Origin of the sequence: Streptomyces sp. NPDC017936 (assembly GCF_044328485.1) — a bacterium.
Classification (GTDB): Bacteria; Actinomycetota; Actinomycetes; order Streptomycetales; family Streptomycetaceae; genus Streptomyces.
Genome location: NZ_JBIRHK010000013.1, coordinates 261,212 through 282,225 on the forward strand (window position 1 = coordinate 261,212; position 21,014 = coordinate 282,225).

Sequence of the window (21,014 nt, forward strand, 5' to 3'; positions counted from 1 at the left end):
CGGGCACGCTGAGGTGCGCGTTCCTCTCGCTTTCCTCCCCAGCACGGCCGAGGAGGTCCCTTTGTGCGCCTGTCTCGCAGCGTGGCCCCAGTGATCGTCGCCGTCTGCCTCGTCTTCTCCCTGCCGTACGACGCCCTGCCCCACGCGCGCGTGGGGGCGCCGAAGCCCGCCGCGACCCCGGATCCGTTCGGCGCGGAGTGCCGCATCGCCGTCCGCGGCTCCCGTGTCGTGGCCCACTGCCACAACCCCTACGCCGGCACCGACCGGGTCCGCCTGCACATCGAGTGCGCCCGCTGGTGGGACCTCGACACCGACGGCGTGCCCGCCGACGCCGGACCCGCCGTGACCGTACGGCTGACCGGCCGGTGCTGGAAGGAGGTGCGCACGGCCTGGGTCAGTCACCAGCGGGTGTGAACCGTCCGGGCCGGCACAGGAACGGATAGCTGGCCGCCTCCGCGGCGGCCTGCTCCGCGTCCCCGGCCCGGATCGCGTCCAGCAGCCGCGCGTGGTCCATGTAGGTCTCCGGCGTCAGCTCCTCGCCGACGTCCTCGCGCAGCCAGTCCCGCAGCACCTCGCCCAGGTCCGCGTACATCGCGGTCATGACGTCGTTGTGGGAGGCCGCCACCACCGCCAGGTGGAAGGTCGCGTCGGCCGCGACGAACGCCTCCGTGTCGCCCGACTCCCACGCCTCCTCGCGCCGCAGCAGCAGCGCGTCCAGCTGCTTGAGGTCCTTCTCGGTGCGCCGCTCGGCCGCGAGCCCCGCCGCGCCCGACTCCAGCGTGGAGCGCAGCTCGGCGATGTGCCGCGGGTCGGCGTCGGCGAAACGGCGGTGCATCACGCCGGCCAGCTCGCTGGTCGCGACGACATAGGTGCCCGAGCCCTGCCGGATGTCCAGCAGGCCGTTGTGCGCGAGCGCGCGGACGGCCTCGCGGACCGTGTTGCGGGCGACGCCCAGCTGCTCGACCAGCTCGGGCTCCGTCGGGATGCGCGAACCCACCGGCCACTCGCCCGAGGTGATCTGGGTGCGCAGCGCGGCGATGACCTGCTCGGACAGCGCCGAGCGGCGGGGATGGCTCAGGGGCATGACACACCTTCGCACGGGCGGGGCGGGGAGGTGGGCCCCGAGGGTGGACAGCCAATCATCCCATGATTCTATGATGGACGGCATGGCTGGTGAGGAAACCCGGACGACGACGCCCCCGGACCTGCGCACCCCGGTGGCGGACGAGCCCCCGCGGGCGCCCGCGCGCACGTGGGCGGCTCGGATGCTCGTGGCCGCGATCGTGCTGTCCGCCCTCAACCTCCGCCCGGCCATCACCAGCCTCGGCGCCCTCCTCGAGGAGGTCCGCGACGGCCTCGGCATGAGCGGCAGCGTGGCCGGCCTGCTCACCTCCGTGCCCCCGCTCTGCTTCGCCGTCTTCGGCGTCACGGCCCCCCGCCTCGCCCGCCGGTTCGGGCCGGGCGCGGTGGTCTGCGCGGGCATGGCCGCCATCGCCGCGGGCCTGCTGATACGGCCGTACGCCGCGAGCACGGCGGGGTTCCTGGCCGCCAGCGCGCTCGCCCTCATGGGCATCGCCGTCAGCAACGTCCTGATGCCGGTCATCGTCAAGAGCTGGTTCCCGGACCGGGTCGGCTCCATGACCGGCCTGTACTCGATGGCCCTCGCCCTCGGCACCTCGGCCGCCGCCGCGATCACCGTGCCCGTGACCGAGGCCCTGGGCGGCGGCTGGCAGTCGGGGCTCGCCGTCTGGGCGGGGCTGGCGGCGGCCGCCGTGCTGCCGTGGCTGCCGCAGGTGCGCAAGCGGGAGACGGCGCCCGCCGCCGAGGCCTCCGCGCCCGCGAGGACGCCGGTGCGGCTGCGCGTCACCCGCAGCCGCACCGCCTGGGCGCTCGCCGTCTTCTTCGGGCTCCAGGCCACGGCCGCCTACATCACCATGGGCTGGATGGCGCAGATCTTCCGGGACGCGGGCGTGGCCGCGAGCACGGCGGGCCTGCTCCTCGCCGTCACGATGGTGATGGGGGTGCCCCTCGCCTTCGTCATCCCGCGCGTGGCGGCCCGGCTGCCCCACCAGGGGCCGATCGTGCTGGCGCTCGGCGTCTGCGGACTGGCCGGATACGCCGGCCTCTACCTCGCGCCCGCCGGCGGCGCCTGGGCCTGGGCGGTGCTGCTCGGCGTCTCCAACTGCGCCTTCCCGCTGGCCCTCACCATGGTCGGCATGCGGGCCCGGACCGGGGCCGGCGTGGCGCAGCTGTCGGCCTTCGCGCAGAGCACCGGCTACCTGATCTCCATCCCGGGCCCGCTCCTGGTGGGCGTGCTCTACCAGCACAGCGGGGGCTGGGGCCTGCCGCTCGCGCTGATGGGCGCGCTGATGATCCCCCAGATGGTCGTGGGCGTGCTGGCCGGCCGGGACCGCACCGTGGAGGACGAGGCCGCGCGCTGACCCCGGGCGCACCGCTCGCCGCCCCGGGTGCGAGACTGGGCGCATGCCCGTGCTCGACCCGAATCCCCCGAACGGCCAGAAGAAGATGCTGATCGTCTTCGGCTCGTTCCTCCTCATCTTCGTGATCATCGCCGTCATCGCGACGATCGCCTCTCCCTGACGCCCCGGCCCGTCCGTGGGGGGTGGGGCTAACCCCCCTGTCCCCTAGGGGGCCAGGGTCAGGGTCAAGTGGGTGGATCACCGGATGGGACGGGGGCCGCCCGATCCGTACCTTCGAACCGTGACCGCGCGAGGCGGACCACGGACGACTCGAAGACCAGCGGAGGCACCCATGCCGGCCCCTACGCACACCCGGCCCCACCCGGTCGCCACGGGCGGCGTCACCCGGCTGCCCTGGTGGGCCCTCGCCCTCCCGACGCTCGCCTTCGTCACCCTGCTCGCGCTCATACTGAACCCGTCCGACGCCCACGCGGCCGCCGACGACCCGATGATCACGCACCTCGTCGAGCGCGTGCGGGACCTGCTCGCGCGCTAGCCGTGCCGATCACGCCCCGGGCACACCCTTCACCCCCGGGTCCGCCGGTGAAGGCCCATGTCAACTCCCTGCGCCCCGTGGCCTGTTTCGTGCGAAGCTGGGAGCCATGAGCGTCGCAGAACCCCGCAGGATCGTCCTCTTCCGGCATGCGAAAGCCGACTGGCCCCAAGTGAACGACCATGAGCGGCCGCTCGCTGAGCGGGGCCGCCAGGACGCGGCCGTCGCCGGACGCAGGCTGGCCGACTCCGGCATCCCCATCGACCTGACCCTGTGCTCCACCGCGACCCGTACCCGCGAGACGTGGAAGCTCGCCGTCCATGAGTTCCCGCAGCGGCCGAAAACCGTCTACGAGGAGCGGATCTACGAGGCCTCGCCGGGCGAGCTGATCGCCCTGCTCAACGAGACCCCGGACGACGTGCGCACGGTCCTCCTCGTCGGCCACAACCCGGGCATCCACGGCCTCGCCGACGTGCTCTCCGGCTCGTCCGAGGGGGACGCTGGCGAGCGGATGAACCGCCGGGGCTTCCCGGCCGCCGCCTTCGCCGTCGTCTCCTTCGACGGCTCCTGGAAGTCCCTGGAGCCGGGCGTGGGCACCCTGCTCGACTACTGGACGCCGTCCGAGTAGCCCTCCGGCGGGCCGCACCCCCGGGTGTGCGGGAGGGCCCGGCGCCGCGAGGGCGCCGGGCCCCGTCACTCGCGCGCCCGACTGCCGTCGACGCCGGCCCGGCGCCGACGGCAGTCCGGCCGGGGCCCCGCCGACGACGCCCCGGCGGCTACTGCTCGTCGTGGGTGTCCGCCGCCTCGACCTCTTCGCGGGTGACGCCCAGCAGATACAGGACGGTGTCCAGGAACGGCACGTTCACCGCGGTGTGCGCCGCCTCGCGCACGACGGGCTTGGCGTTGAAGGCGACGCCCAGACCGGCCGCGTTGAGCATGTCCAGGTCATTGGCGCCGTCGCCGATCGCCACCGTCTGCGACAGCGGCACGCCCGCCTCGGCGGCGAACCGGCGCAGCAGCCGCGCCTTGCCCGCGCGGTCCACGATCTCCCCGGTGACCCGGCCCGTCAGCTTCCCGTCGACGATCTCCAGCGTGTTGGCCTGGGCGAAGTCCAGCCCCAGCCGTTCCTTGAGGTCGTCGGTGACCTGGGTGAAGCCGCCGGAGACGACACCCACCTGGTAGCCCAGCCGCTTCAGCGTCCGGATGAGGGTGCGCGCACCCGGCGTCAGCCGCACCTCCGCGCGCACCTTCTCCACGACCGAGGCGTCCAGCCCCTCCAGCAGCGCCACGCGCGCGTGCAGCGACTGCTCGAAGTCCAGCTCACCCCGCATCGCCGCGGCGGTCACCTCGGCGACCTCGTCCTCGCAGCCGGCGTGGGCGGCGAAGAGCTCGATCACCTCGTCCTGGATGAGCGTGGAGTCGACGTCCATGACGACGAGCCGCTGGGCCCGCCGGTGCAGGCCCGCGGCCACGACGGCGACGTCGACGCCGAGCGCGGCCGCGTCGGTGGCCAGGGCGGTGCGCAGCGGTTCCGTCTCCACGCCGGAGACGGCGAACTCGACGGCCGTGACGGGGTACTTGGCGAGCCGGAAGATACGGTCGATGTTGCCGCCCACCTTGGTGATCTTGGCGGCGACGGCGGCCGTGGCCTCCGCGGTCAGCGGGTGGCCGAGCACGGTGACGAGGGAGCGGCCGAGGCCGCGCGGGCGGTTGTCCCCGAGACCGGAGATGATCTCCGCCTGCATCTTCATCGACTCCGCCCAGCTGTGGACGGTCGACCGCAGGTCCCCCTCCAGCCCGCGCGGCGGCTCGGTCACGAGCGCGCACAGCACCATGCGGCCCCGGGTGACGACCTGCTCGATGTCGACGACGTCGACGGAGTAGGCGGCGAGGGTGTCGAAGAGGCCGGCCGTGATGCCCGGCCTGTCCTTGCCGAAGATCTTGACAAGGAGAGTGGGCACATCGGTCGGCGAGGTCTGCTCAGCGCTCATGGTGCACCCACCGTATCCGGCACCCAGTGCCGACCGCCTCCGAGGTCCGCCTGACGGACACGGAACACGAGGTCACGTCCGTCCGGCGCGAACCGTGCGGCGGGACCACGGCGGCGCCGGCCGTCGTCGCTCCCAGGGTACGGCCGGACGGCTCAGCGGGGCCGCTTCGGCCGGTCCGGCGGGGGTGCGGCCGGAGGCGGGGGAGGAGGGGGCGGCGGTCCGTCCTCGGCGGACCGCGCCGGCCGTTCCCCGGAGCCCGCGGGCCCGGCGGGCCGCCGCGGCGGCCCGGGCGGCGGGCCGAGCGGTCGCACCATGGTCGGGGCGTCGTACAGGTCCCCGAGGGCCGGCGGCCCGTCCGGGCCCCGCTCGGCCGCGTCCGGGGCGGAGCGCTCGGGCGGCTGAGGGCCCGCGGGCGACCTGCCGCCCGGCCCGTCCCCGCCCGATCCGTCCCCGCCCGGCCCCGGCCCGCCACGCGGCCCGGCCCGTCCCGGCCGGTCACCGCCTGGCGGTGCCTCCCCGCGCCCCCGTCCGTCTTCCGGAGGCCGGGTCCCCCGCCCCCGGCCTCCGCCCCCCGGCCGCGCGTCCTCGGGCTCCCGCAGTTCGTCCGGCACCCGCAGATAGGGATTGGTCGCCGGGTTCGGCGGCCGGTACGGCGCACTCGGCGCGTACGGCCCGGACCGGTCGTCGCCGGACGCCGGACGCCCGGCCGCCGTCCCCGCGGCCCCCGCCGCCGGAGCTCCCGACCCGGCCGACTCCCCGGAAGCCCCCGCCGACGCGCGCAGGCCGTCCCGGTGCCCCCCGCCCGCCGGTCCCTCGCCCCCGGCCACCGCCCCCCACCCGCTCGCGTGCGAAGCGCGTCCGGCCTCCGCCCCCGAGGCCCCTGCCCCTGAAGCCCGAACCCCCGAAGCCCCCGCCCCCGAGGGCCCGGCCCCCGAAACCCCCGCCACGCCCCGCCGGTTCTCCCCGTACCGCGACCCCCCGACCCCGGCTCCCCCCGCGCTCCCCGACACCCCCGCACTCCCCGCCATCCCCGCCTCCGTGTCACCCCGTGCCAACCGCGCGGCCTGTCCTCCCGCCGCCCCGGTCGCGCACGCGAGCAGCGCGCCGGCGGCGCCCGCCCCCGCACCCCACGCGGCGCCGAGCAGCAACGCCGTGCCGAGGTGCCCGTGCAGGTCGAGGCCGGCGCCGAACGCGTCGAAGCCGAGCACGGACAGGGAGGCGTCCACGGACACGTCGGTCAGCCGGGCGAGCGACGGCAGGCTCACCGCGGTCACGATCCCCAGCCGCAGCGCGCAGCGCCCCGCGAAGCCGGCGACGCCCGGGTCCCGTACCCCGCCGAAGGGCGTCCGCACGCCCACCAACACCCCCGCCAGCAGCGTCATCACGGCCGCCGCCACCCCCAACAGCCACACCCGGTCGTCGAGTTCGGCCAGCCGCCCCAGCGTCACCGGCCGGTCGGTCCCGCCGCTCAGCAACCGGTCCAGCGGATCGGGCAGCACGCCGGTCAGGGCGCCCGTCGCCCGGCCGTCCCACGGCACGAACAGGCCGATGCCGACGCCGAGCCAGACCCCGTTCGGCGCGCCGAGCAGTGCCGCTCCCGCGATCCGCTTCGGATGGTCGTCCCCGATCGCCGCGTACGCGGCCGCGGCGAACCCGGCCGCGACGGCCACCAGCAGCACCGTGACGACGGCGGACACGGCGGGCCGCACCGCCCGGTGCACGGCCTCCCACCCGCGCGGCAGCGGCGTACGGCGCGAGGCCAGCAGGGCGATCAGCAGAACCCCGGCCGACCAGCCCAGCCCGCCGAGCAGCGTCGCGGCCGTGTCCACGCTGAAGCCGACGGCCGCCTGCGCGTCCACCAGATCCCCGATCCGGTCCGGCAGCAGCCCGCCGACGTCCCCGAGACCGCCCAGTCCCGGGATCTCGACGCCGCCACCGCCACCGCCGGGCAGGTCGTCCGCTCCCAGCGACCCGCCGTCGATCGTGATGACGTCGTGCCCGGCCCAGGCCAGCCCGCCCAGCGTCGCCACGAACAGCGCGACGACCGAGCCCGCGCGCGCGAGGAGTTCGGCCGGCGCGACGACGACTCCGGCCGTGCGCAGGGACCGCAGGAAGAACCACGACAGCAGCAGCGCCCCGACCAGGCTCACACCCAGTGGCGTGATCTCGACGGCGGTGGCGGCCTGCGCGCCCGTGAGACCGAAGGCCGACACGTCGCCCGACGGCGTGACCGAACCACCCGCCGCGAGCGCCACGACGGCCGCCGTCATCGGGCCCAGCGAGCCCGCGCCGTCCGCCTCCAGCAGGTGCAGCCCGAGGGCCGCGGTCCCCGCCATTGCGATCAACGCCCAGCTCACCGCGGCGATCGCGGACAGCAGCACGTCCGCCCAGGGCACGCCCCCGCCGCGCTCCGCGCTTCCGAAGGCCTCGACATCCGTGCCGGCGCTCATGCAGACCCCCCGATCCGCGACGCGGAGCGACGAAGATCGCCGCTTCCGTCCCCCCTCGCGTGCTTTTACCACTCTCCGGTCCGGTTTCAACCCCGTCAACGCCAACGGGAGATGAGTCCGCACGCGGTCTCGGTGAGGCCCGACTTTCGGTCAGGGGGCCGCGCCTGAAATAGTTCCCGACGATGTTCGACATCCCTAGACTCCCTGTGACGGGGGTAACTCGGGGGACTACTCAGTGGGGCATGGAGTGCCGGAACTCGTACTGGAATTGAACGGACGCACCTGGACGCTCGATCCGTCCAGGGCCTACACCCTGGGACGCGATCCGCAGGGGGACATCGTCCTCGACGACGCCAGGGTCTCCTGGCGTCACGCCACGGTCAGCTTCAACGGCCGCGGCTGGGTCCTGGAGGACCACGGCAGCACCAACGGCACGTTCGCGCAGGGCCGGCGGGTCAACCACGTGGAGCTCGGCCCCGGTTCGGCGGTGCACCTCGGCAACGCGACCGACGGACCGCGCCTGAACCTCTCCGCGGCCGCGGCCGCGGCCGGCGCCGGAGCGGCCGGGCCCGCCCCCGCCGCCCAGCCGCAGCAGCAGCCGTACGCCGCGCAGGGCGCGAACCCCGGCTGGGCCCAGCAGGCGCCGCAGCCGCAGCCGCAGGCCGCCCAGGCCCCGCAGGCCGGCTGGCAGCAGCCGCAGCCGCCCGTGGCGAGGGTTCCGCAGCAGCAGGGGCCCGGCGTCGGCGCGGGGGCGCCGCCGGTCCACGGCGACCGCAGCCCGACCACGTTCCACCAGTTCTCCCTCGGCCGCGTCATGCGCATCGGCCGTGCCCTGGAGAACGACCTGGTCGTCTCCGACCTCCAGGTCTCCCGCAACCACGCCGAGTTCCACTCGACGCCCGACGGCCGCATGGAGATCCGCGACCTCGGCTCGCACAACGGCACGTACGTCAACGGCCAGCCGATCGCCAAGGGCGGCTCGCAGCTGCTCGGCCCGGCCGACATCGTCGGCGTCGGTCACTCGACGTTCCGGATCGTCGGCGACCGCCTCGAGGAGTTCGTCGACACCGGTGAGGTCTCCTTCTCCGCCCGCCACCTGACCGTCACGGTCGACGGCGGCAAGCAGATCCTCAAGGACGTCTCCTTCGGCGTCCCGGAGAAGTCGCTGATCGCGGTCATCGGACCGTCCGGTTCCGGCAAGTCGACGCTGCTCAAGGCGCTGACCGGCTACCGCCCCGCCAACCAGGGCGACGTCCTCTACGACAACCGCAACCTGTACAAGCAGTTCGCCGAACTGCGCCAGCGCATCGGTCTGGTCCCGCAGGACGACATCCTGCACAAGGAGCTGACCGTCAAGAAGGCCCTGAAGTACGCGGCCAAGCTCCGCTTCCCCGCCGACACCACGGCCGCCGAGCGCGAGGCCCGCATCGACGAGGTGCTGCGCGAGCTCAAGCTGGACATCCACAAGGAGAAGAAGGTCACCTCCCTCTCCGGCGGCCAGCGCAAGCGCGTCTCCGTGGCCCTGGAGCTGCTCACCAAGCCGTCGCTGATCTTCCTGGACGAGCCGACCTCCGGCCTCGACCCGGGCATGGACCGCGACGTCATGCAGCTGCTGCGCGGCCTCGCCGACGACGGCCGCACGGTCCTCGTCGTCACCCACTCCGTCGCCGAGCTCGCCCTGTGCGACAAGCTGCTGGTGATGGCTCCGGGCGGCGCGGTCGCGTACTTCGGCCCGCCGGAGGAGGCGCTGAACTTCTTCGGCTACGACAGCTGGGCCGACGTCTTCTCCGCCTTCGAGAACTACCGCGACTACGACTGGGCGGGCCGCTGGAAGGGCTCGCAGCACTACCAGATGTACGCCGCGGACATCGACGCCATCGCGCCGCAGTCCGTACAGATGCCGCCGATGCAGGCGATGAAGCCGCCCAAGCCGCAGGGCTGGATGTCGCAGTTCGTCACGCTGGTGCGCCGCTACGCGTCGGTGATCGTCTCCGACAAGGGCTTCCTGGGCCTGATGGTGATCCTGCCGGCCGTGATCGGCGCGGTGAGCCTGCTCATCGACCCCGACCGGGGCCTGCTGCCCAACGGGGTCAACCCGCAGAGCGGCCGGATCGTCCCCAACGGCACGGCCAGCACCGTCCTGCTGCTCCTCGCCGTCGGCGCCTGCTTCTCGGGCGCGGCGAACTCCGTCCGTGAGCTGATCAAGGAACGGGTGATCTACGAGCGGGAGCGCGCGACCGGCCTGTCCCGTTCCGCCTACCTGATGTCCAAGGTGTTCGTGCTCGGCCTGATCACCGTGTTCCAGGGCCTGCTGGTCGGCGTCATCGGCTTCGCCAGCCGCGAGATCCCGGAGGAGGGCCTGGTCCTCGGCGGCGCCCCGCTGCTGGAGCTCTGCCTGCCGATCATGGGGCTGGGCTTCACCTCGATGATGTTCGGCCTGGTCATCTCCTCGCTGGTGAAGACGGCCGAGAAGACCATGCCGCTGCTGGTCATGTTCGCCATCGTCCAGGTCGTGTTCACGGGCTGCCTGTTCGCCCTGAACGGCTCGATCGGCGCCAACCAGGTCTCGTACCTGATGCCGTCGCGCTGGGCGGTCGCCGCCGCGGGCGCCACGCTGGACTTCAACAAGATCAGCCCGCCCGAGAAGGGCGCCGACAACGACCCGCTGTGGGAGCACACCCTCGGCGCCTGGGGCCTGGACATGGCCGCCCTGATCGTCCTCGGCGTGGTCTGCGGCTTCTTCGTGGCCCGCTTCCTGCGCCGCCACGAGCCCGAGGTCATGCGGAAGTAGTCGCGCTCGTCCGTACGACGCCGAAGGGCGGCGCCCCGACCGGGGCGCCGCCCTTCGGCGTGTGCGCGGGGCTCAGTACGCGCTGTTGACGTTGTCCATGGAGCCGTAGCGGTCGGCCGCGTAGTTGCAGGCGGCGGTGATGTTGGCGACCGGGTCGTAGATGTTCCAGGACGTGCCGGGGACGTGGTAGGCCTTGAAGGTCGGCGGGATGACCTGGAGCAGGCCCTTCGACGGGATGCCGTTGATGGCGTTGATGTCCCAGTCGTTGATGGCCATCGGGTTGCCGGACGACTCCCGCATGACGTTGCGGTGGATGCCCTCGTAGGAGCCGGGGATGCCGTGCTTCGCCATGATGGACAGCGACTCGCGGATCCAGCCGTCGAGGTTGTTCGGGTAGCTCTTGACGGCCGCCTTCTTGAACGCGACGCGCTCCACGGCGCGGCTCGCGGTCTCCTCGGCCCGGCGCTCGGCGAGAGCCTTGCGGGCGGCGGCCTTCTTCTTCGCGGCGACGGCCGCGGCCTTCTTGTGGGCGGCGGCCTCGGCGGCCGCCTTCTTCGCGGCGACGGCGTCGGCCGCGGCCTTCTTCTTGGCCGCGATGGCCTCCACCTTCAGGCTGGCACCGGCCATCTGGTCGGTCACGCTGGTCTTGAGGTCCTTCACCTGCACGGAGCTGTAGGCGACACGGGACGTGGGCACGGCTTCCGTCGTGGTCGTCTGCGCGTCAGCCGGCACCACGGAGAAGGCGAGGGCGGCGGCACCGAGCGTGGTGACACCGGCGATCGCGATCTTGTGAGTGTTCTTGGGCATGGGGAAGGACCTCTTCGTGTAGCGCGGAGGTCGCTCTTTGTCCGACGGCGGACACCGGTGCTTTCGGCACGAACGCCGCGGGGGAGAACCCACGGCGCTGAGCGACGGCAGCCATTGTTAGCGGCCGCAAAAATGGGTGGCAAAGGTGTGACGTACGATCCTCGGTAGTGGATCAGGTAAGGGCAAAATAGGACAGACCGCCCCATCAGTCCCGTTCAACACGCCCCTTTTGCCTCCTATTGGTCTTCGTAGGTGATGTGCACCCTATGCGCGGGCTCACATGGGTCCTCGATCGTTCTCACGCCGAGTTGCTCGAGCAATGCTCTGCGTGAGGGCCTTCCTCCGGGCGCCGGGGGCGTGCGTCCGCGAGCCGTGCCGTCGGCGGCGCCCGCACGGCGTCCCGCCCGAAGCCCCGCGCCGGGCCCCCGGCGGCGCCCCGCACCCGACCCGGCCCCGCACCCGCGCCGGCACACCTCGCTCCACGCCCCGTGCCGGGTCCTAGGTCTTCCGCCCCGCTCCGCTGCGCCACAGGTCCGATCCCGGCCGTCACACCCCGCCGGTACGGTGAGGGCATGAGTCAAGGCCCCCGGTCCGGCCTCGCCGCCGTGAGCTCCGCGCTGCTGGCCATGAGCAGGCACCTCGAGGTGCGCGACGTCCTCAAGACGATCGTGGCCTCGGCCCGCGAGCTGCTCGACGCGCGGTACGCGGCGCTCGGCGTCCCCGACGACCACGGAGGCTTCGCCCAGTTCGTCGTCGACGGCGTCAGCGAGGAGCAGTGGAAGGCCATCGGCCCCCTGCCCCGCCAGCACGGCATCCTGGCCGCGATGCTCCACGAGGCCGGGCCCGAGCGCCTCGCCGACGTCCGCAAGGACCCGCGCTTCGAGGGCTGGCCGTCCGCCCACCCGGAGATGTCCGACTTCCTGGGCCTGCCCATCCGCGACGGCGACGAGGTCATCGGCGCCCTGTTCCTGGCGAACAAGAACTGCCCGAAGCCCGAAGGGAGCTGCGGCTTCACCCCGGACGACGAGGAGCTCCTCGCCATCCTCGCCCAGCACGCCGCGATCGCCCTCACCAACGCCCGCCTGTACGAGCGCAGCCGCGAGCTGACCATCGCCGAGGAGCGTTCCCGGCTGGCCCACGAGCTGCACGACGCGGTCAGCCAGAAGCTGTTCTCCCTGCGACTGACCGCCCAGGCCGCCGCCGCCCTCGTCGACCGCGACCCCTCCCGCGCCAAGGGGGAGCTCCAGCAGGTCGCCGCGCTCGCCGCGGAGGCCGCCGACGAGCTGCGCGCCGCCGTGGTGGAGCTGCGGCCCGCGGCCCTCGACGAGGACGGCCTCGTCGCCACCCTGCGCACCCAGATACAGGTCCTCGACCGTGCCCACTCCGCGCGCGTGAGCTTCACCAGCCACGGCGTCCGCGCCCTGCCGGCCGCCCAGGAGGAGGCCCTGCTGCGCGTCGCCCAGGAGGCCCTGCACAACGCGCTGCGGCACTCCGGCGCGGAGCACGTCGACGTGACCCTCCACAAGCGCGGCACCGGCGCGCTCCTGCGCGTCACGGACGACGGCCGCGGCTTCGACCCCACGGCCGTCCGCAGGGCCGGCCGCCACCTCGGGCTGGTGTCCATGCGGGACCGGGCGAGCGGGATCGGCGGCGGCCTGACGGTGCAATCGGCGCCCGGCAAGGGCACCACGATCGAGATGGAGGCCCCCGGTGGCTGACCCAATCAAGGTGCTGCTCGTCGACGACCACCAGGTCGTCCGCCGTGGCCTGCGCACCTTCCTGGAGGTGCAGGACGACATCGAGGTCGTCGGCGAGGCCTCCGACGGCGCCGGGGGAGTCGCCCGCGCCGAGGAGCTCCGGCCCGACGTCGTCCTGATGGACGTCAAGATGCCCGGCATGGACGGCGTCGACGCCCTGCGCAAGCTCCGCGAGCTCGACAACCCCGCGCGCGTGCTGATCGTCACCAGCTTCACCGAACAGCGCACCGTCGTCCCGGCCCTGCGCGCCGGCGCCGCCGGGTACGTCTACAAGGACGTGGATCCCGACGCCCTGGCGGGCGCCATCCGCTCGGTCCACGCCGGCCACATCCTGCTCCAGCCGGAGGTCGCCGGCGCCCTCCTCTCCCAGGAGGAGGGCAACTCCGGCCAGGGCAGGGGCGGTTCGCTCACGGAGCGGGAGCGCGAGGTCCTGGGGCTGATAGCGGACGGGCGCTCCAACCGGGAGATCGCCCGCGCCCTGGTCCTCTCCGAGAAGACCGTCAAGACCCACGTCTCGAACATCCTGATGAAGCTCGACCTCGCCGACCGCACCCAGGCCGCCCTGTGGGCCGTACGCCACGGCGTGGCCGGCTGAAACGTGCTCCGGCGCACTGTGCGGCAGCCCGGGGCGCGGAATCGGAGGCGTCCCTTCCGATCCGAGATTCATACTGTCGTGGGAATGTCCCCCGGATGGCGCATCCTCTTCGCGTGACCGGCGTTCTCCCGTGCGTGCCGCGGCGACTGCCGCGGCCATCGTCAGGAGGACTCAGAACGTGAAGAACCTGAAGAAGGCAGCGGCCGTGACGATGGTGGCCGGCGGGCTGGTGGCCGCGGGCGCCGGCCTGGCCTCCGCCGCCGACGGCGCCACGGCCCACGGCGCGGCCAAGGGCTCGCCGGGCGTCGTCTCGGGCAACGTCGTCCAGGCCCCGGTGCACATCCCGGTCAACGTCGTCGGCAACAGCGTCGACGTCGTCGGCGTGCTGAACCCGGCCTTCGGCAACACGGGCCTCAACAGCTGAACCCTGCCCGCCCCCAGCGCCACCGGCCTCCCCCGGCCCGCCCCGGAGGAGGCCGCTCCCGCCTCACCCCACCCCCGCCGAGCCGCACCCCTGCGTGCCGCACGGGCAGTCGTCACTGCCGCCTGCGCCGAGCCACCCCGCCGCCAGGCTGCGGGCATGCGTGCCGCCTGGGGCGGCACGGGTGGGCGCAGGCAGCACCCCGCAAGCGCCGGGCCGCGCACCCACCCCCCGGCACCGACCCCGCCCACCGCTCAGCCGGCGCCCACCTCGCCGACCTTCCTCGCAGCGCACCCCCACCACTCGGCCGGCGCTCACCTCGCCGACCTTCCTCGCAGCGCACCCCCACCACTCGGCCGGCGCTCACCTCGCCGACCTTCCTCGCAGCGCACCCCCACCGCTCAGCCGGCGCCCACCTCGCCCACCCGCCCCGCAGCCCCCTCACCGCACCCCCCGCTCCAACTCCTCCACATACGCGTTGTACGCAGCCACCTGCGCCCGCCGAGCCGTCCGCTCCACCGGCCGCAACGCCTCCCCCCGAGCCGCCATCTCCGACGCACTCACCGCACCCCCGTGCCCCCTCTCCAGGGCGAGGGAGATCAACAACCCCACCCGCTGCGCCAGCTCCAGCACCCGCACCGCCCGCGGCGGATACCCCGGCGCCAGCACCTCCCGCCCCCGCTCGGCCCGCGCCCGGTACGCGTCGATCGCCGCCTCGGCCACCGGCCCCGACGCCGCCACGTCCAACCGCGACAGCACCGCCGTGGCCTCCCGCAAGGCCTCCGCCAGCTCCCGCTCCGCCTCACCCAGCGACGGCACGTCCGCCGGCGGCGCCTCCCGCACCGCGAGGCAGTGCCACACCACCTCGACGTGCACGTCGCCCCCGGGCCCGGCCTCGGACACCTCGGGCACCAGCCCCAGCGCGGCCCCGTGACACACCACCGCCTCCTCCGCCTCCAGCGCCCGCGCGTTGAACACCGGCGGCCCGCTCAGCCCCAGCGGATGCCCGGGCGCGGGCAGCGCCACCCGCAGCCCCCTCACCCCCAGCGCCCGCAGCCGCCCCAACGCGAGCGTCAGCCCGACGGCGGCGGTCTCGCCGGGCAGTCCCTCCACCCGGTGGACGGCGTCCTCACCGACGACGGCGAGGACGGCCTCGTCAGGAGAGACAAGTCCGGCGAAAAGGGAGTTTCCCCAAGCGGCGAGGCGACCAGAGCGCGGTTCCGAGAGCATGCCTCCACCCTAAGGACCGGACCGATGGGACGGCCGCCCCGGCCGGTGGCGTAGATTTTCCTGGAGGGCCGCGCCCACCCGCGCGCGGCGGTCCGAGCCACAGGCGTACGCGACGACCGAGTCCGGCCACACTGCAAGGGGAGACAACGCGCTCATGAGCGATGTTCTGGAGCTTCAGGACGTATCCGTGGTCCGCGAGGGCCGGGCTCTGGTGGACCAGGTCTCCTGGTCGGTCAAGGAGGGCGAGCGCTGGGTCATCCTCGGTCCGAACGGAGCCGGCAAGACGACCCTGCTGAACGTCGCGTCCAGCTACCTCTACCCCAGCAAGGGCACCGCCACCATCCTCGGCGAGACCCTCGGCAAGCCCGGCACCGACGTCTTCGAGCTGCGCCCCCGCATCGGCGTGGCCGGCATCGCCATGGCCGACAAGCTCCCCAAGCGCCAGACGGTCCTGCAGACCGTCCTGACCGCCGCCTACGGCATGACGGCCGGCTGGCAGGAGGAGTACGAGGCCGTCGACGAGCAGCGCGCCCGCGCCTTCCTCGACCGCCTCGGCATGAGCGACTACCTCGACCGCAGGTTCGGCACCCTCTCCGAGGGCGAGCGCAAGCGCACCCTCATCGCCCGCGCCCTGATGACCGACCCCGAGCTGCTGCTCCTGGACGAGCCCGCCGCCGGCCTGGACCTCGGCGGCCGCGAGGACCTCGTCCGCCGGCTCGGCCGTCTCGCCCGCGACCCCATCGCCCCCTCGATGATCATGGTGACGCACCACGTCGAGGAGATCGCCCCCGGCTTCACCCACGTCCTCATGATCCGTCAGGGCAAGGTCCTCGCCGCGGGCCCGGTCGAGCTCGAGCTCACCTCCCGCAACCTCTCCCACTGCTTCGGCCTCCCCCTCGTCGTGGAACAGGTCGGCGACCGCTGGACCGCCCAGGGCCTGCCCCTGTCCTGACCGCCCCCCTTTCGCGCCCTGTCGGCGGCGGACCCGCGGTCCTACCATGAGCGCGTGAACGACATAGACGCGTGGGTGTGGTGGCTCGTCGGCGCGGCAGCGCTCGGAATCCCGCTCGTGGTGACCGCGATGCCGGAGTTCGGCATGCTCGCGGTCGGCGCCGTCGCGGCCGCCGTCGCCGCGGGCTTCGGCCTGGGCACCGTCGCCCAAGTGCTCGTCTTCGTCGCCGTCTCGGTCGCCCTCATCGCCGTCGTACGGCCCATCGCGGCCCGGCACAGCGCGCAGCGCCCCCGACTCGCCACCGGAGTGGACGCGTTGAAGGGCAAGCAGGCCGTCGTTCTGGAGCGCGTCGACGGGGCCGGCGGACGCATCAAGCTCGCCGGCGAGGTCTGGTCCGCCCGCTCCCTCGACACCGACCGCACCTACGAGGTGGGCCAGGAAGTGGACGTCGTGGACATCGAGGGGGCCACGGCGATCGTCATCTGACCCGGCACAACTCCCGCATGCCGCAAGTCAACCGAACACACCACGAGCCACACGACGGTCTGTCAGACTCGACCAGCAAGATCTTCGAAAGCCCATAAGATCTTCCGAAAGCGCCGAGGCGGAGAAGGGTACGGGGAGCACGATGGAACCGGTCATCATCGTATTGATCATTCTGGTGGTGTTGGTCTTCATCGCCCTGATCAAGACGATCCAGGTCATCCCACAGGCCAGCGCCGCCATCGTGGAGCGCTTCGGCCGCTACACCCGCACGCTCAACGCGGGCCTCAACATCGTCGTCCCGTTCATCGACACCATCCGCAACCGCATCGACCTGCGGGAACAGGTCGTGCCGTTCCCGCCGCAGCCGGTGATCACCCAGGACAACCTGGTCGTCAACATCGACACCGTCATCTACTACCAGGTGACCGACGCCCGCGCCGCCACGTACGAGGTCGCCAGCTACATCCAGGCGATCGAGCAGCTCACCGTCACCACGCTCCGCAACATCATCGGCGGCATGGACCTCGAACGCACCCTGACCTCCCGCGAGGAGATCAACGCGGCACTGCGCGGCGTCCTCGACGAGGCCACCGGCAAGTGGGGCATCCGCGTCAACCGCGTCGAGCTCAAGGCGATCGAGCCGCCGACCTCCATCCAGGACTCGATGGAGAAGCAGATGCGCGCCGACCGTGACAAGCGCGCCGCGATCCTCACCGCGGAAGGCACGCGCCAGGCCGCGATCCTCACCGCCGAAGGCGAGAAGCAGTCCGCCATCCTCAAGGCCGAGGGCGAGGCCAAGGCCGCCGCCCTGCGCGCCGAGGGCGAGGCCCAGGCGGTCCGTACGGTCTTCGAGGCGATCCACGCCGGCGACCCGGACCAGAAGCTCCTCTCCTACCAGTACCTCCAGATGCTCCCGAAGATCGCCGAGGGCGACGCCAACAAGCTCTGGATCGTCCCCAGCGAAATCGGCGACGCCCTCAAGGGCCTCTCCGGAGCCATGGGCAACTTCGGTGCCATGGGCGGCGGTTCCGGCTCGAACGGCGGCGGCACCGAGAAGAAGATCCCGGAACGCCGGGAGAAGCCGTCGATCGACTGACGGCACGACACGACGGTGCCCGCGCCCCCTCCGCAGCGGAGGGAACGCGGGCACCGTCATGTCGATGTGAGGTCCCGCTACGCGGCGTCGACGCCGAGCCACTCCGGCAGCGCCGCCAGGTCCTCCTGACCCAGAGCCAGCAGCATCGCGTCCTGCGGAGTCGGCTCGAACGGCTGCCGCAGCAGCGGCATCCCCGCCTGCTCCGGAGTCCGGTCCGCCTTGCGGTGGTTGTCCTCCGCGCACGAGGCGACCGTGTTGAGCCAGGAGTCCTGACCGCCCTGAGCCCGAGGCACCACGTGGTCCACCGTGGTCGCCCGGCGGCCGCAGTAAGCGCACCGGTGCCCGTCCCTGACCAGCACACCCCGCCGCGACCACGGCGCTTGTCTTCGGAAGGGCACCCGTACGTACCGGCACAGCCTGATCACCCGGGGCGCCGGTATGTCGACCGCGGCTCCGCGCATGCGCAGTTCGGGGTGGGCCTGCTCGACGACGGCCTTGTCCTGAAGCACCAGAACGACGGCTCGGTTCAACGTCACCGTCGACAGCGGCTCGAAGCTCGCGTTCAGCACCAGCGTGTCCCGCATACCAGCCCACCTCCCGTGCGCACCGGCCCACCCCCTGGCGGGCTGGGGTCAACTCTGGCCGGGCACGCCGAGATGGACAACGCAATATCTGCTGCTCCCACGAGGGGTGACCCCCGCGACCCCCGGCAACAAAAATGCCCGCCCCTGATCACTTCCAAGACCAGGAGCGGGCAAACGTTGGGCGAACGATGAGCTTGCTCAGCCCACCGCTTCAGCCCCGCGCGGGGTTCTCGTACTCACCGATCAGCTGCGCCCGCGCGATCGTGTGGAACCGCAGATTGAACCCGACGGCGGCCGGCGAGGCGTCGGAGTCCGGGCCCAGCTTCGCCTGGTCCACGGCGTACACCGTGAACACGTACCGGTGCGGCCCGTCCCCGGGCGGCGGCGCGGCACCCCCGAAGTCCTTCGACCCGTAGTCGTTGCGCGCGTGCACGGCACCCTCCGGCAACCCCTCGAACCCGCCGCCGCCCGCACCCGCCGGCAGCTCGGTCACCTCCGCCGGGATGTCGAACAGCACCCAGTGCCAGAACCCGCTGCCGGTGGGCGCGTCCGGGTCGTAGCAGGTCACGGCGAAGCTCTTGGTCTCCGGCGGGAACCCCTCCCACCGCAGCTGCGGCGAGGTGTTCCCCTCCGCGTGGACCTGAGCGCTCCTGAGCGTCGCACCCTCCTGCACGTCCTCGCTCGTGACCGTGAACGACGGCACCGGCGGATGGAAGTCGTGGGGCAGCGGCCGCCTCTTCAGCTCGGTCACCTCGATACCTCCTGATCGGTCGGAAAGAGATCACCAGCGAGCCTACGGCCAACACGGCGTCACCCACGGTGGCGCGCACGCCGCGCCGGAGAACGGTCACGCGCCGCGGGCGCCGACACCGGCGGGCGACGAACGCGGAGAGGGCCCGCAGCGCCCAAGGCGCCCGGACCCTCTCCGCGGTCCCGGTACTCCGGTCGGCCAGGCGGTACTAGAACCAGTTGCGCTTGCTGCCGACCTCGGACAGCCACTGGTTGAGGTACGCCACCCAGTCGGTCCCCTGGTAGTCGTTCAGCCCCACCTGGAACGACCGGAAGGTGTCACTGCCCTCGCTGAACAGCCCCGGCTTCTTGTCCATCTCCAGCACGACGTCCATCGCGTGCGCGTCGGCCACGAAGCTCAGCTCGACCTGGTTCAGCCCCCGGTACTGCGCCGGCGGGAAGAACTCGATCTCCTGGTAGAACGGCAGCTTCTGCCGCGTCCCCCGGATGTGGCCGCGCTCCATGTCGGCGCTCTTGAAACGGAAGCCGAGCTGGATGAAGGCGTCCAGGATCGCCTTCTGCGCCGGCAGCGGGTGCACGTTGATCGCGTCGAGGTCGCCGGAGTCCACGGCCCGCGCGATCTCCAGCTCGGTGCTCACCCCGATGTTCATCCCGCGCAGCGCCTGCCCGTCGATCATCGTGACCGGCGTCTCCCACGGGATCTCCAGACCGAACGGCACCGCGTGCACCGCGTTCGCCTGCAGCTCGAACGCCCCGCCGAGCCGCAGCTTGGTGAACTCGATGTCCTGCCGGTACTCCTGGTCGCCGCTCTCGACCTCGACCTTGGCCTGGAGCCCGACCGACAGCCCCTCGATCTGCTGGTTCACGGACCCGCCCTGGATCCGCACCTCACCCTGGACGACGCCGCCCGGGACGACGTTGACCTCGGTCAGCACCGTCTCGACCGAAGCCCCACCGGCCCCGAGACTCGCGAGCAGCTTCTTGAACGCCATGACTCTCCCTCTACGACCTCTACGACGGGATCCCTGATCCCTACCAACGCGATCCGGCCGCGACCGGTTCCGCCGACACGCCCCGGCGAGTCGGGTGCCCGCCGGCCACCCGGACGCACTCACCCGTCTGCATTACGCTCGGAGGGCATGATCGCGACCCCCGACCGTACGCCCCTGCCCCGGTCCTTCTTCGACCGCCCTGTCCTGGAAGTGGCCCCCGACCTCCTCGGCCGCCTCCTCGTCCGCGACACGCCGGACGGTCCGATCACCCTGCGCCTCACGGAGGTCGAGGCCTACGACGGTCCGAACGACCCCGGATCCCACGCCTACCGCGGACGCACGGCCCGCACCAGCGTGATGTTCGGTCCCCCCGGACACGTGTACGTCTACTTCACCTACGGCATGTGGCACTGCATGAACCTGGTCTGCGGCCCGGACGGCCACGCGAGCGCGGTCCTGCTCCGCGCCGGCGAAGTGATCGAGGGCGCCGAGCTGGCCCGCACCCGCCGGCTCTCGGCCCGCAACGACAAGGAACTGGCCAAAGGCCCGGCCCGCCTGGCCACCGCCCTGGACGTGGACCGGGCCCTCGACGGCACGGACGCCTGCACCCCCGGCGAGACCCCGCTGCGCGTACTGACCGGCACCCCCGTCCCTCCCGACCAGGTGCGCAACGGCCCGCGCACCGGCGTCGCCGGCGAGGGAGGCAACGGAGACGTCCATCCCTGGCGCTACTGGGTGGCCGACGACCCGACCGTGAGCCCCTACCGGGCCCACGTCCCCCGGCGCCGTCGAAGTTGACTCGCCCTTGACGGGGGCGTAACGTAGCCCGAGCCGCTTGACCCGGGTACGGCATTCGCCAGCAGCCGGAAGCGGCCAACCCACTATCTACGACATCCCGCAGCGGGACAGATTTCGGCGTGTCCGTATGCCCGAATTCGGCTCGCAGGAACTCGATTATGAGTTACCGGGGCAATCGACTAGCGTAGTGAATGTCGAAAGGCCGACAGGCGAAAGCCGGAAGCCGGCAGACAAAACCCGCCGACCGGGAATCAGGCCCGAAAGGATCTGATAGAGTCGGAACCGCCGGAAAGGAAACCGCGAGTCAAAAGCGGGAACCTGGAAAGCGCCGAGGAAATCGG

General features: G+C 72.7%; 21 protein-coding genes. 13 read left to right on the forward strand and 8 right to left on the reverse strand.

Annotated elements, in window-relative coordinates:
- Positions 1-63: 63 nt before the first annotated feature.
- On the forward strand, positions 64-414 hold the full coding sequence (locus ACH4F6_RS26645; protein WP_397962860.1) for a hypothetical protein: 351 nt from the start codon (positions 64-66) through the stop codon (positions 412-414).
- On the opposite strand, the gene ACH4F6_RS26650 is transcribed toward ACH4F6_RS26645, so the two are convergent.
- Positions 395-1,084: a FadR/GntR family transcriptional regulator gene (locus ACH4F6_RS26650; RefSeq protein ID WP_397962861.1), complete on the reverse strand. Its 690-nt coding sequence runs from the start codon at positions 1,082-1,084 to the stop codon at positions 395-397. The genes ACH4F6_RS26645 and ACH4F6_RS26650 overlap by 20 nt on opposite strands.
- A gap of 70 nt (positions 1,085-1,154) precedes the next feature.
- On the opposite strand from ACH4F6_RS26650, the gene ACH4F6_RS26655 reads away from it, so the two are divergent.
- From ACH4F6_RS26655 to ACH4F6_RS26670, 4 genes are all read left to right on the forward strand, one after another.
- Positions 1,155-2,441, forward strand: coding sequence for a CynX/NimT family MFS transporter (locus tag ACH4F6_RS26655; RefSeq protein WP_397962862.1), 1,287 nt, complete (start codon positions 1,155-1,157; stop codon positions 2,439-2,441).
- Positions 2,442-2,484: 43 nt separating this feature from the next.
- Positions 2,485-2,601 (forward strand): SGM_5486 family transporter-associated protein, encoded by a 117-nt coding sequence (locus ACH4F6_RS26660; protein ID WP_397962863.1) that lies wholly within the window; start codon positions 2,485-2,487, stop codon positions 2,599-2,601.
- 171 nt (positions 2,602-2,772) lie between these two features.
- A complete protein-coding gene (locus ACH4F6_RS26665) occupies positions 2,773-2,976 on the forward strand; it encodes a hypothetical protein (protein WP_397962864.1) in 204 nt (67 codons plus the stop codon).
- A 106-nt stretch (positions 2,977-3,082) separates the two neighbouring features.
- The gene (locus tag ACH4F6_RS26670; protein WP_397962865.1) at positions 3,083-3,601 is read left to right on the forward strand and encodes a SixA phosphatase family protein; all 519 of its coding nucleotides are present in this window, start codon (positions 3,083-3,085) and stop codon (positions 3,599-3,601) included.
- Between the two features lie 148 nt (positions 3,602-3,749).
- Here ACH4F6_RS26670 and serB read toward each other — a convergent pair whose 3' ends face one another.
- Together serB and ACH4F6_RS26680 are read right to left on the reverse strand one after the other, a co-directional pair.
- Positions 3,750-4,964, reverse strand: a complete 1,215-nt coding sequence (gene serB, locus ACH4F6_RS26675; protein ID WP_397962866.1) for a phosphoserine phosphatase SerB — start codon at positions 4,962-4,964, stop codon at positions 3,750-3,752.
- A 152-nt stretch (positions 4,965-5,116) separates the two neighbouring features.
- On the reverse strand, positions 5,117-7,414 hold the full coding sequence (locus ACH4F6_RS26680) for a streptophobe family protein (protein ID WP_397962867.1): 2,298 nt from the start codon (positions 7,412-7,414) through the stop codon (positions 5,117-5,119).
- Positions 7,415-7,661: 247 nt separating this feature from the next.
- Between ACH4F6_RS26680 and ACH4F6_RS26685 the strand changes: the two genes are divergently transcribed.
- A complete protein-coding gene (locus tag ACH4F6_RS26685) occupies positions 7,662-10,205 on the forward strand; it encodes an FHA domain-containing protein (RefSeq protein ID WP_397962868.1) in 2,544 nt (847 codons plus the stop codon).
- A 72-nt stretch (positions 10,206-10,277) separates the two neighbouring features.
- Here the strand turns inward: ACH4F6_RS26685 and ACH4F6_RS26690 are convergent, their stop codons facing one another.
- Positions 10,278-11,012 (reverse strand): transglycosylase SLT domain-containing protein, encoded by a 735-nt coding sequence (locus ACH4F6_RS26690; RefSeq protein WP_397962869.1) that lies wholly within the window; start codon positions 11,010-11,012, stop codon positions 10,278-10,280.
- A 572-nt stretch (positions 11,013-11,584) separates the two neighbouring features.
- Between ACH4F6_RS26690 and ACH4F6_RS26695 the strand changes: the two genes are divergently transcribed.
- From ACH4F6_RS26695 to ACH4F6_RS26705, 3 genes are all read left to right on the forward strand, one after another.
- On the forward strand, positions 11,585-12,730 hold the full coding sequence (locus ACH4F6_RS26695) for a GAF domain-containing sensor histidine kinase (protein ID WP_397962870.1): 1,146 nt from the start codon (positions 11,585-11,587) through the stop codon (positions 12,728-12,730).
- On the forward strand, positions 12,723-13,364 hold the full coding sequence (locus ACH4F6_RS26700) for a response regulator (RefSeq protein WP_397962871.1): 642 nt from the start codon (positions 12,723-12,725) through the stop codon (positions 13,362-13,364). The genes ACH4F6_RS26695 and ACH4F6_RS26700 overlap by 8 nt, the downstream gene beginning before the upstream one ends.
- Positions 13,365-13,542: 178 nt before the next feature.
- Entirely contained in the window at positions 13,543-13,788 is a 246-nt protein-coding gene (locus ACH4F6_RS26705) for a chaplin (protein WP_397962872.1), read from the forward strand.
- Between the two features lie 438 nt (positions 13,789-14,226).
- Here ACH4F6_RS26705 and ACH4F6_RS26710 read toward each other — a convergent pair whose 3' ends face one another.
- A complete protein-coding gene (locus ACH4F6_RS26710) occupies positions 14,227-15,015 on the reverse strand; it encodes a hypothetical protein (RefSeq protein ID WP_397962873.1) in 789 nt (262 codons plus the stop codon).
- A gap of 154 nt (positions 15,016-15,169) precedes the next feature.
- Here ACH4F6_RS26710 and ACH4F6_RS26715 point away from each other — a divergent pair, with 154 nt between their 5' ends.
- The 3 genes from ACH4F6_RS26715 to ACH4F6_RS26725 all read left to right on the forward strand — a co-directional run bounded on the left by ACH4F6_RS26715 (position 15,170) and on the right by ACH4F6_RS26725 (position 17,549).
- The gene (locus tag ACH4F6_RS26715; RefSeq protein WP_397962874.1) at positions 15,170-15,967 is read left to right on the forward strand and encodes an ABC transporter ATP-binding protein; all 798 of its coding nucleotides are present in this window, start codon (positions 15,170-15,172) and stop codon (positions 15,965-15,967) included.
- Between the two features lie 54 nt (positions 15,968-16,021).
- Positions 16,022-16,453 (forward strand): NfeD family protein, encoded by a 432-nt coding sequence (locus ACH4F6_RS26720; RefSeq protein WP_397962875.1) that lies wholly within the window; start codon positions 16,022-16,024, stop codon positions 16,451-16,453.
- A gap of 142 nt (positions 16,454-16,595) precedes the next feature.
- The gene (locus ACH4F6_RS26725) at positions 16,596-17,549 is read left to right on the forward strand and encodes an SPFH domain-containing protein (RefSeq protein WP_397962876.1); all 954 of its coding nucleotides are present in this window, start codon (positions 16,596-16,598) and stop codon (positions 17,547-17,549) included.
- A gap of 77 nt (positions 17,550-17,626) precedes the next feature.
- On the opposite strand, the gene ACH4F6_RS26730 is transcribed toward ACH4F6_RS26725, so the two are convergent.
- The 3 genes from ACH4F6_RS26730 to ACH4F6_RS26740 all read right to left on the reverse strand — a co-directional run bounded on the left by ACH4F6_RS26730 (position 17,627) and on the right by ACH4F6_RS26740 (position 19,875).
- The gene (locus ACH4F6_RS26730) at positions 17,627-18,133 is read right to left on the reverse strand and encodes an HNH endonuclease (protein WP_397962877.1); all 507 of its coding nucleotides are present in this window, start codon (positions 18,131-18,133) and stop codon (positions 17,627-17,629) included.
- 211 nt (positions 18,134-18,344) lie between these two features.
- Positions 18,345-18,884: a YbhB/YbcL family Raf kinase inhibitor-like protein gene (locus ACH4F6_RS26735; RefSeq protein ID WP_397962878.1), complete on the reverse strand. Its 540-nt coding sequence runs from the start codon at positions 18,882-18,884 to the stop codon at positions 18,345-18,347.
- Positions 18,885-19,092: 208 nt separating this feature from the next.
- Positions 19,093-19,875, reverse strand: coding sequence for a sporulation protein (locus tag ACH4F6_RS26740; RefSeq protein ID WP_397962879.1), 783 nt, complete (start codon positions 19,873-19,875; stop codon positions 19,093-19,095).
- Between the two features lie 147 nt (positions 19,876-20,022).
- On the opposite strand from ACH4F6_RS26740, the gene ACH4F6_RS26745 reads away from it, so the two are divergent.
- Positions 20,023-20,673: a DNA-3-methyladenine glycosylase gene (locus ACH4F6_RS26745; protein ID WP_397962880.1), complete on the forward strand. Its 651-nt coding sequence runs from the start codon at positions 20,023-20,025 to the stop codon at positions 20,671-20,673.
- The last annotated feature ends 341 nt before the right edge of the window (positions 20,674-21,014 follow it).

Coding starts and splice junctions, on each gene's coding strand:
- ACH4F6_RS26650 (WP_397962861.1), bottom strand. CDS start 1,084: ATGCCCCTGAGCCATCCCCGCCGCTCGGCGCTGTCCGAGCAGGTCATC.
- ACH4F6_RS26655 (WP_397962862.1), top strand. CDS start 1,155: ATGATGGACGGCATGGCTGGTGAGGAAACCCGGACGACGACGCCCCCG.
- ACH4F6_RS26660 (WP_397962863.1), top strand. CDS start 2,485: ATGCCCGTGCTCGACCCGAATCCCCCGAACGGCCAGAAGAAGATGCTG.
- ACH4F6_RS26665 (WP_397962864.1), top strand. CDS start 2,773: ATGCCGGCCCCTACGCACACCCGGCCCCACCCGGTCGCCACGGGCGGC.
- ACH4F6_RS26670 (WP_397962865.1), top strand. CDS start 3,083: ATGAGCGTCGCAGAACCCCGCAGGATCGTCCTCTTCCGGCATGCGAAA.
- serB (WP_397962866.1), bottom strand. CDS start 4,964: ATGAGCGCTGAGCAGACCTCGCCGACCGATGTGCCCACTCTCCTTGTC.
- ACH4F6_RS26680 (WP_397962867.1), bottom strand. CDS start 7,414: ATGAGCGCCGGCACGGATGTCGAGGCCTTCGGAAGCGCGGAGCGCGGC.
- ACH4F6_RS26690 (WP_397962869.1), bottom strand. CDS start 11,012: ATGCCCAAGAACACTCACAAGATCGCGATCGCCGGTGTCACCACGCTC.
- ACH4F6_RS26695 (WP_397962870.1), top strand. CDS start 11,585: ATGAGTCAAGGCCCCCGGTCCGGCCTCGCCGCCGTGAGCTCCGCGCTG.
- ACH4F6_RS26710 (WP_397962873.1), bottom strand. CDS start 15,015: ATGCTCTCGGAACCGCGCTCTGGTCGCCTCGCCGCTTGGGGAAACTCC.
- ACH4F6_RS26715 (WP_397962874.1), top strand. CDS start 15,170: ATGAGCGATGTTCTGGAGCTTCAGGACGTATCCGTGGTCCGCGAGGGC.
- ACH4F6_RS26725 (WP_397962876.1), top strand. CDS start 16,596: ATGGAACCGGTCATCATCGTATTGATCATTCTGGTGGTGTTGGTCTTC.
- ACH4F6_RS26730 (WP_397962877.1), bottom strand. CDS start 18,133: ATGCGGGACACGCTGGTGCTGAACGCGAGCTTCGAGCCGCTGTCGACG.
- ACH4F6_RS26740 (WP_397962879.1), bottom strand. CDS start 19,875: ATGGCGTTCAAGAAGCTGCTCGCGAGTCTCGGGGCCGGTGGGGCTTCG.
- ACH4F6_RS26745 (WP_397962880.1), top strand. CDS start 20,023: ATGATCGCGACCCCCGACCGTACGCCCCTGCCCCGGTCCTTCTTCGAC.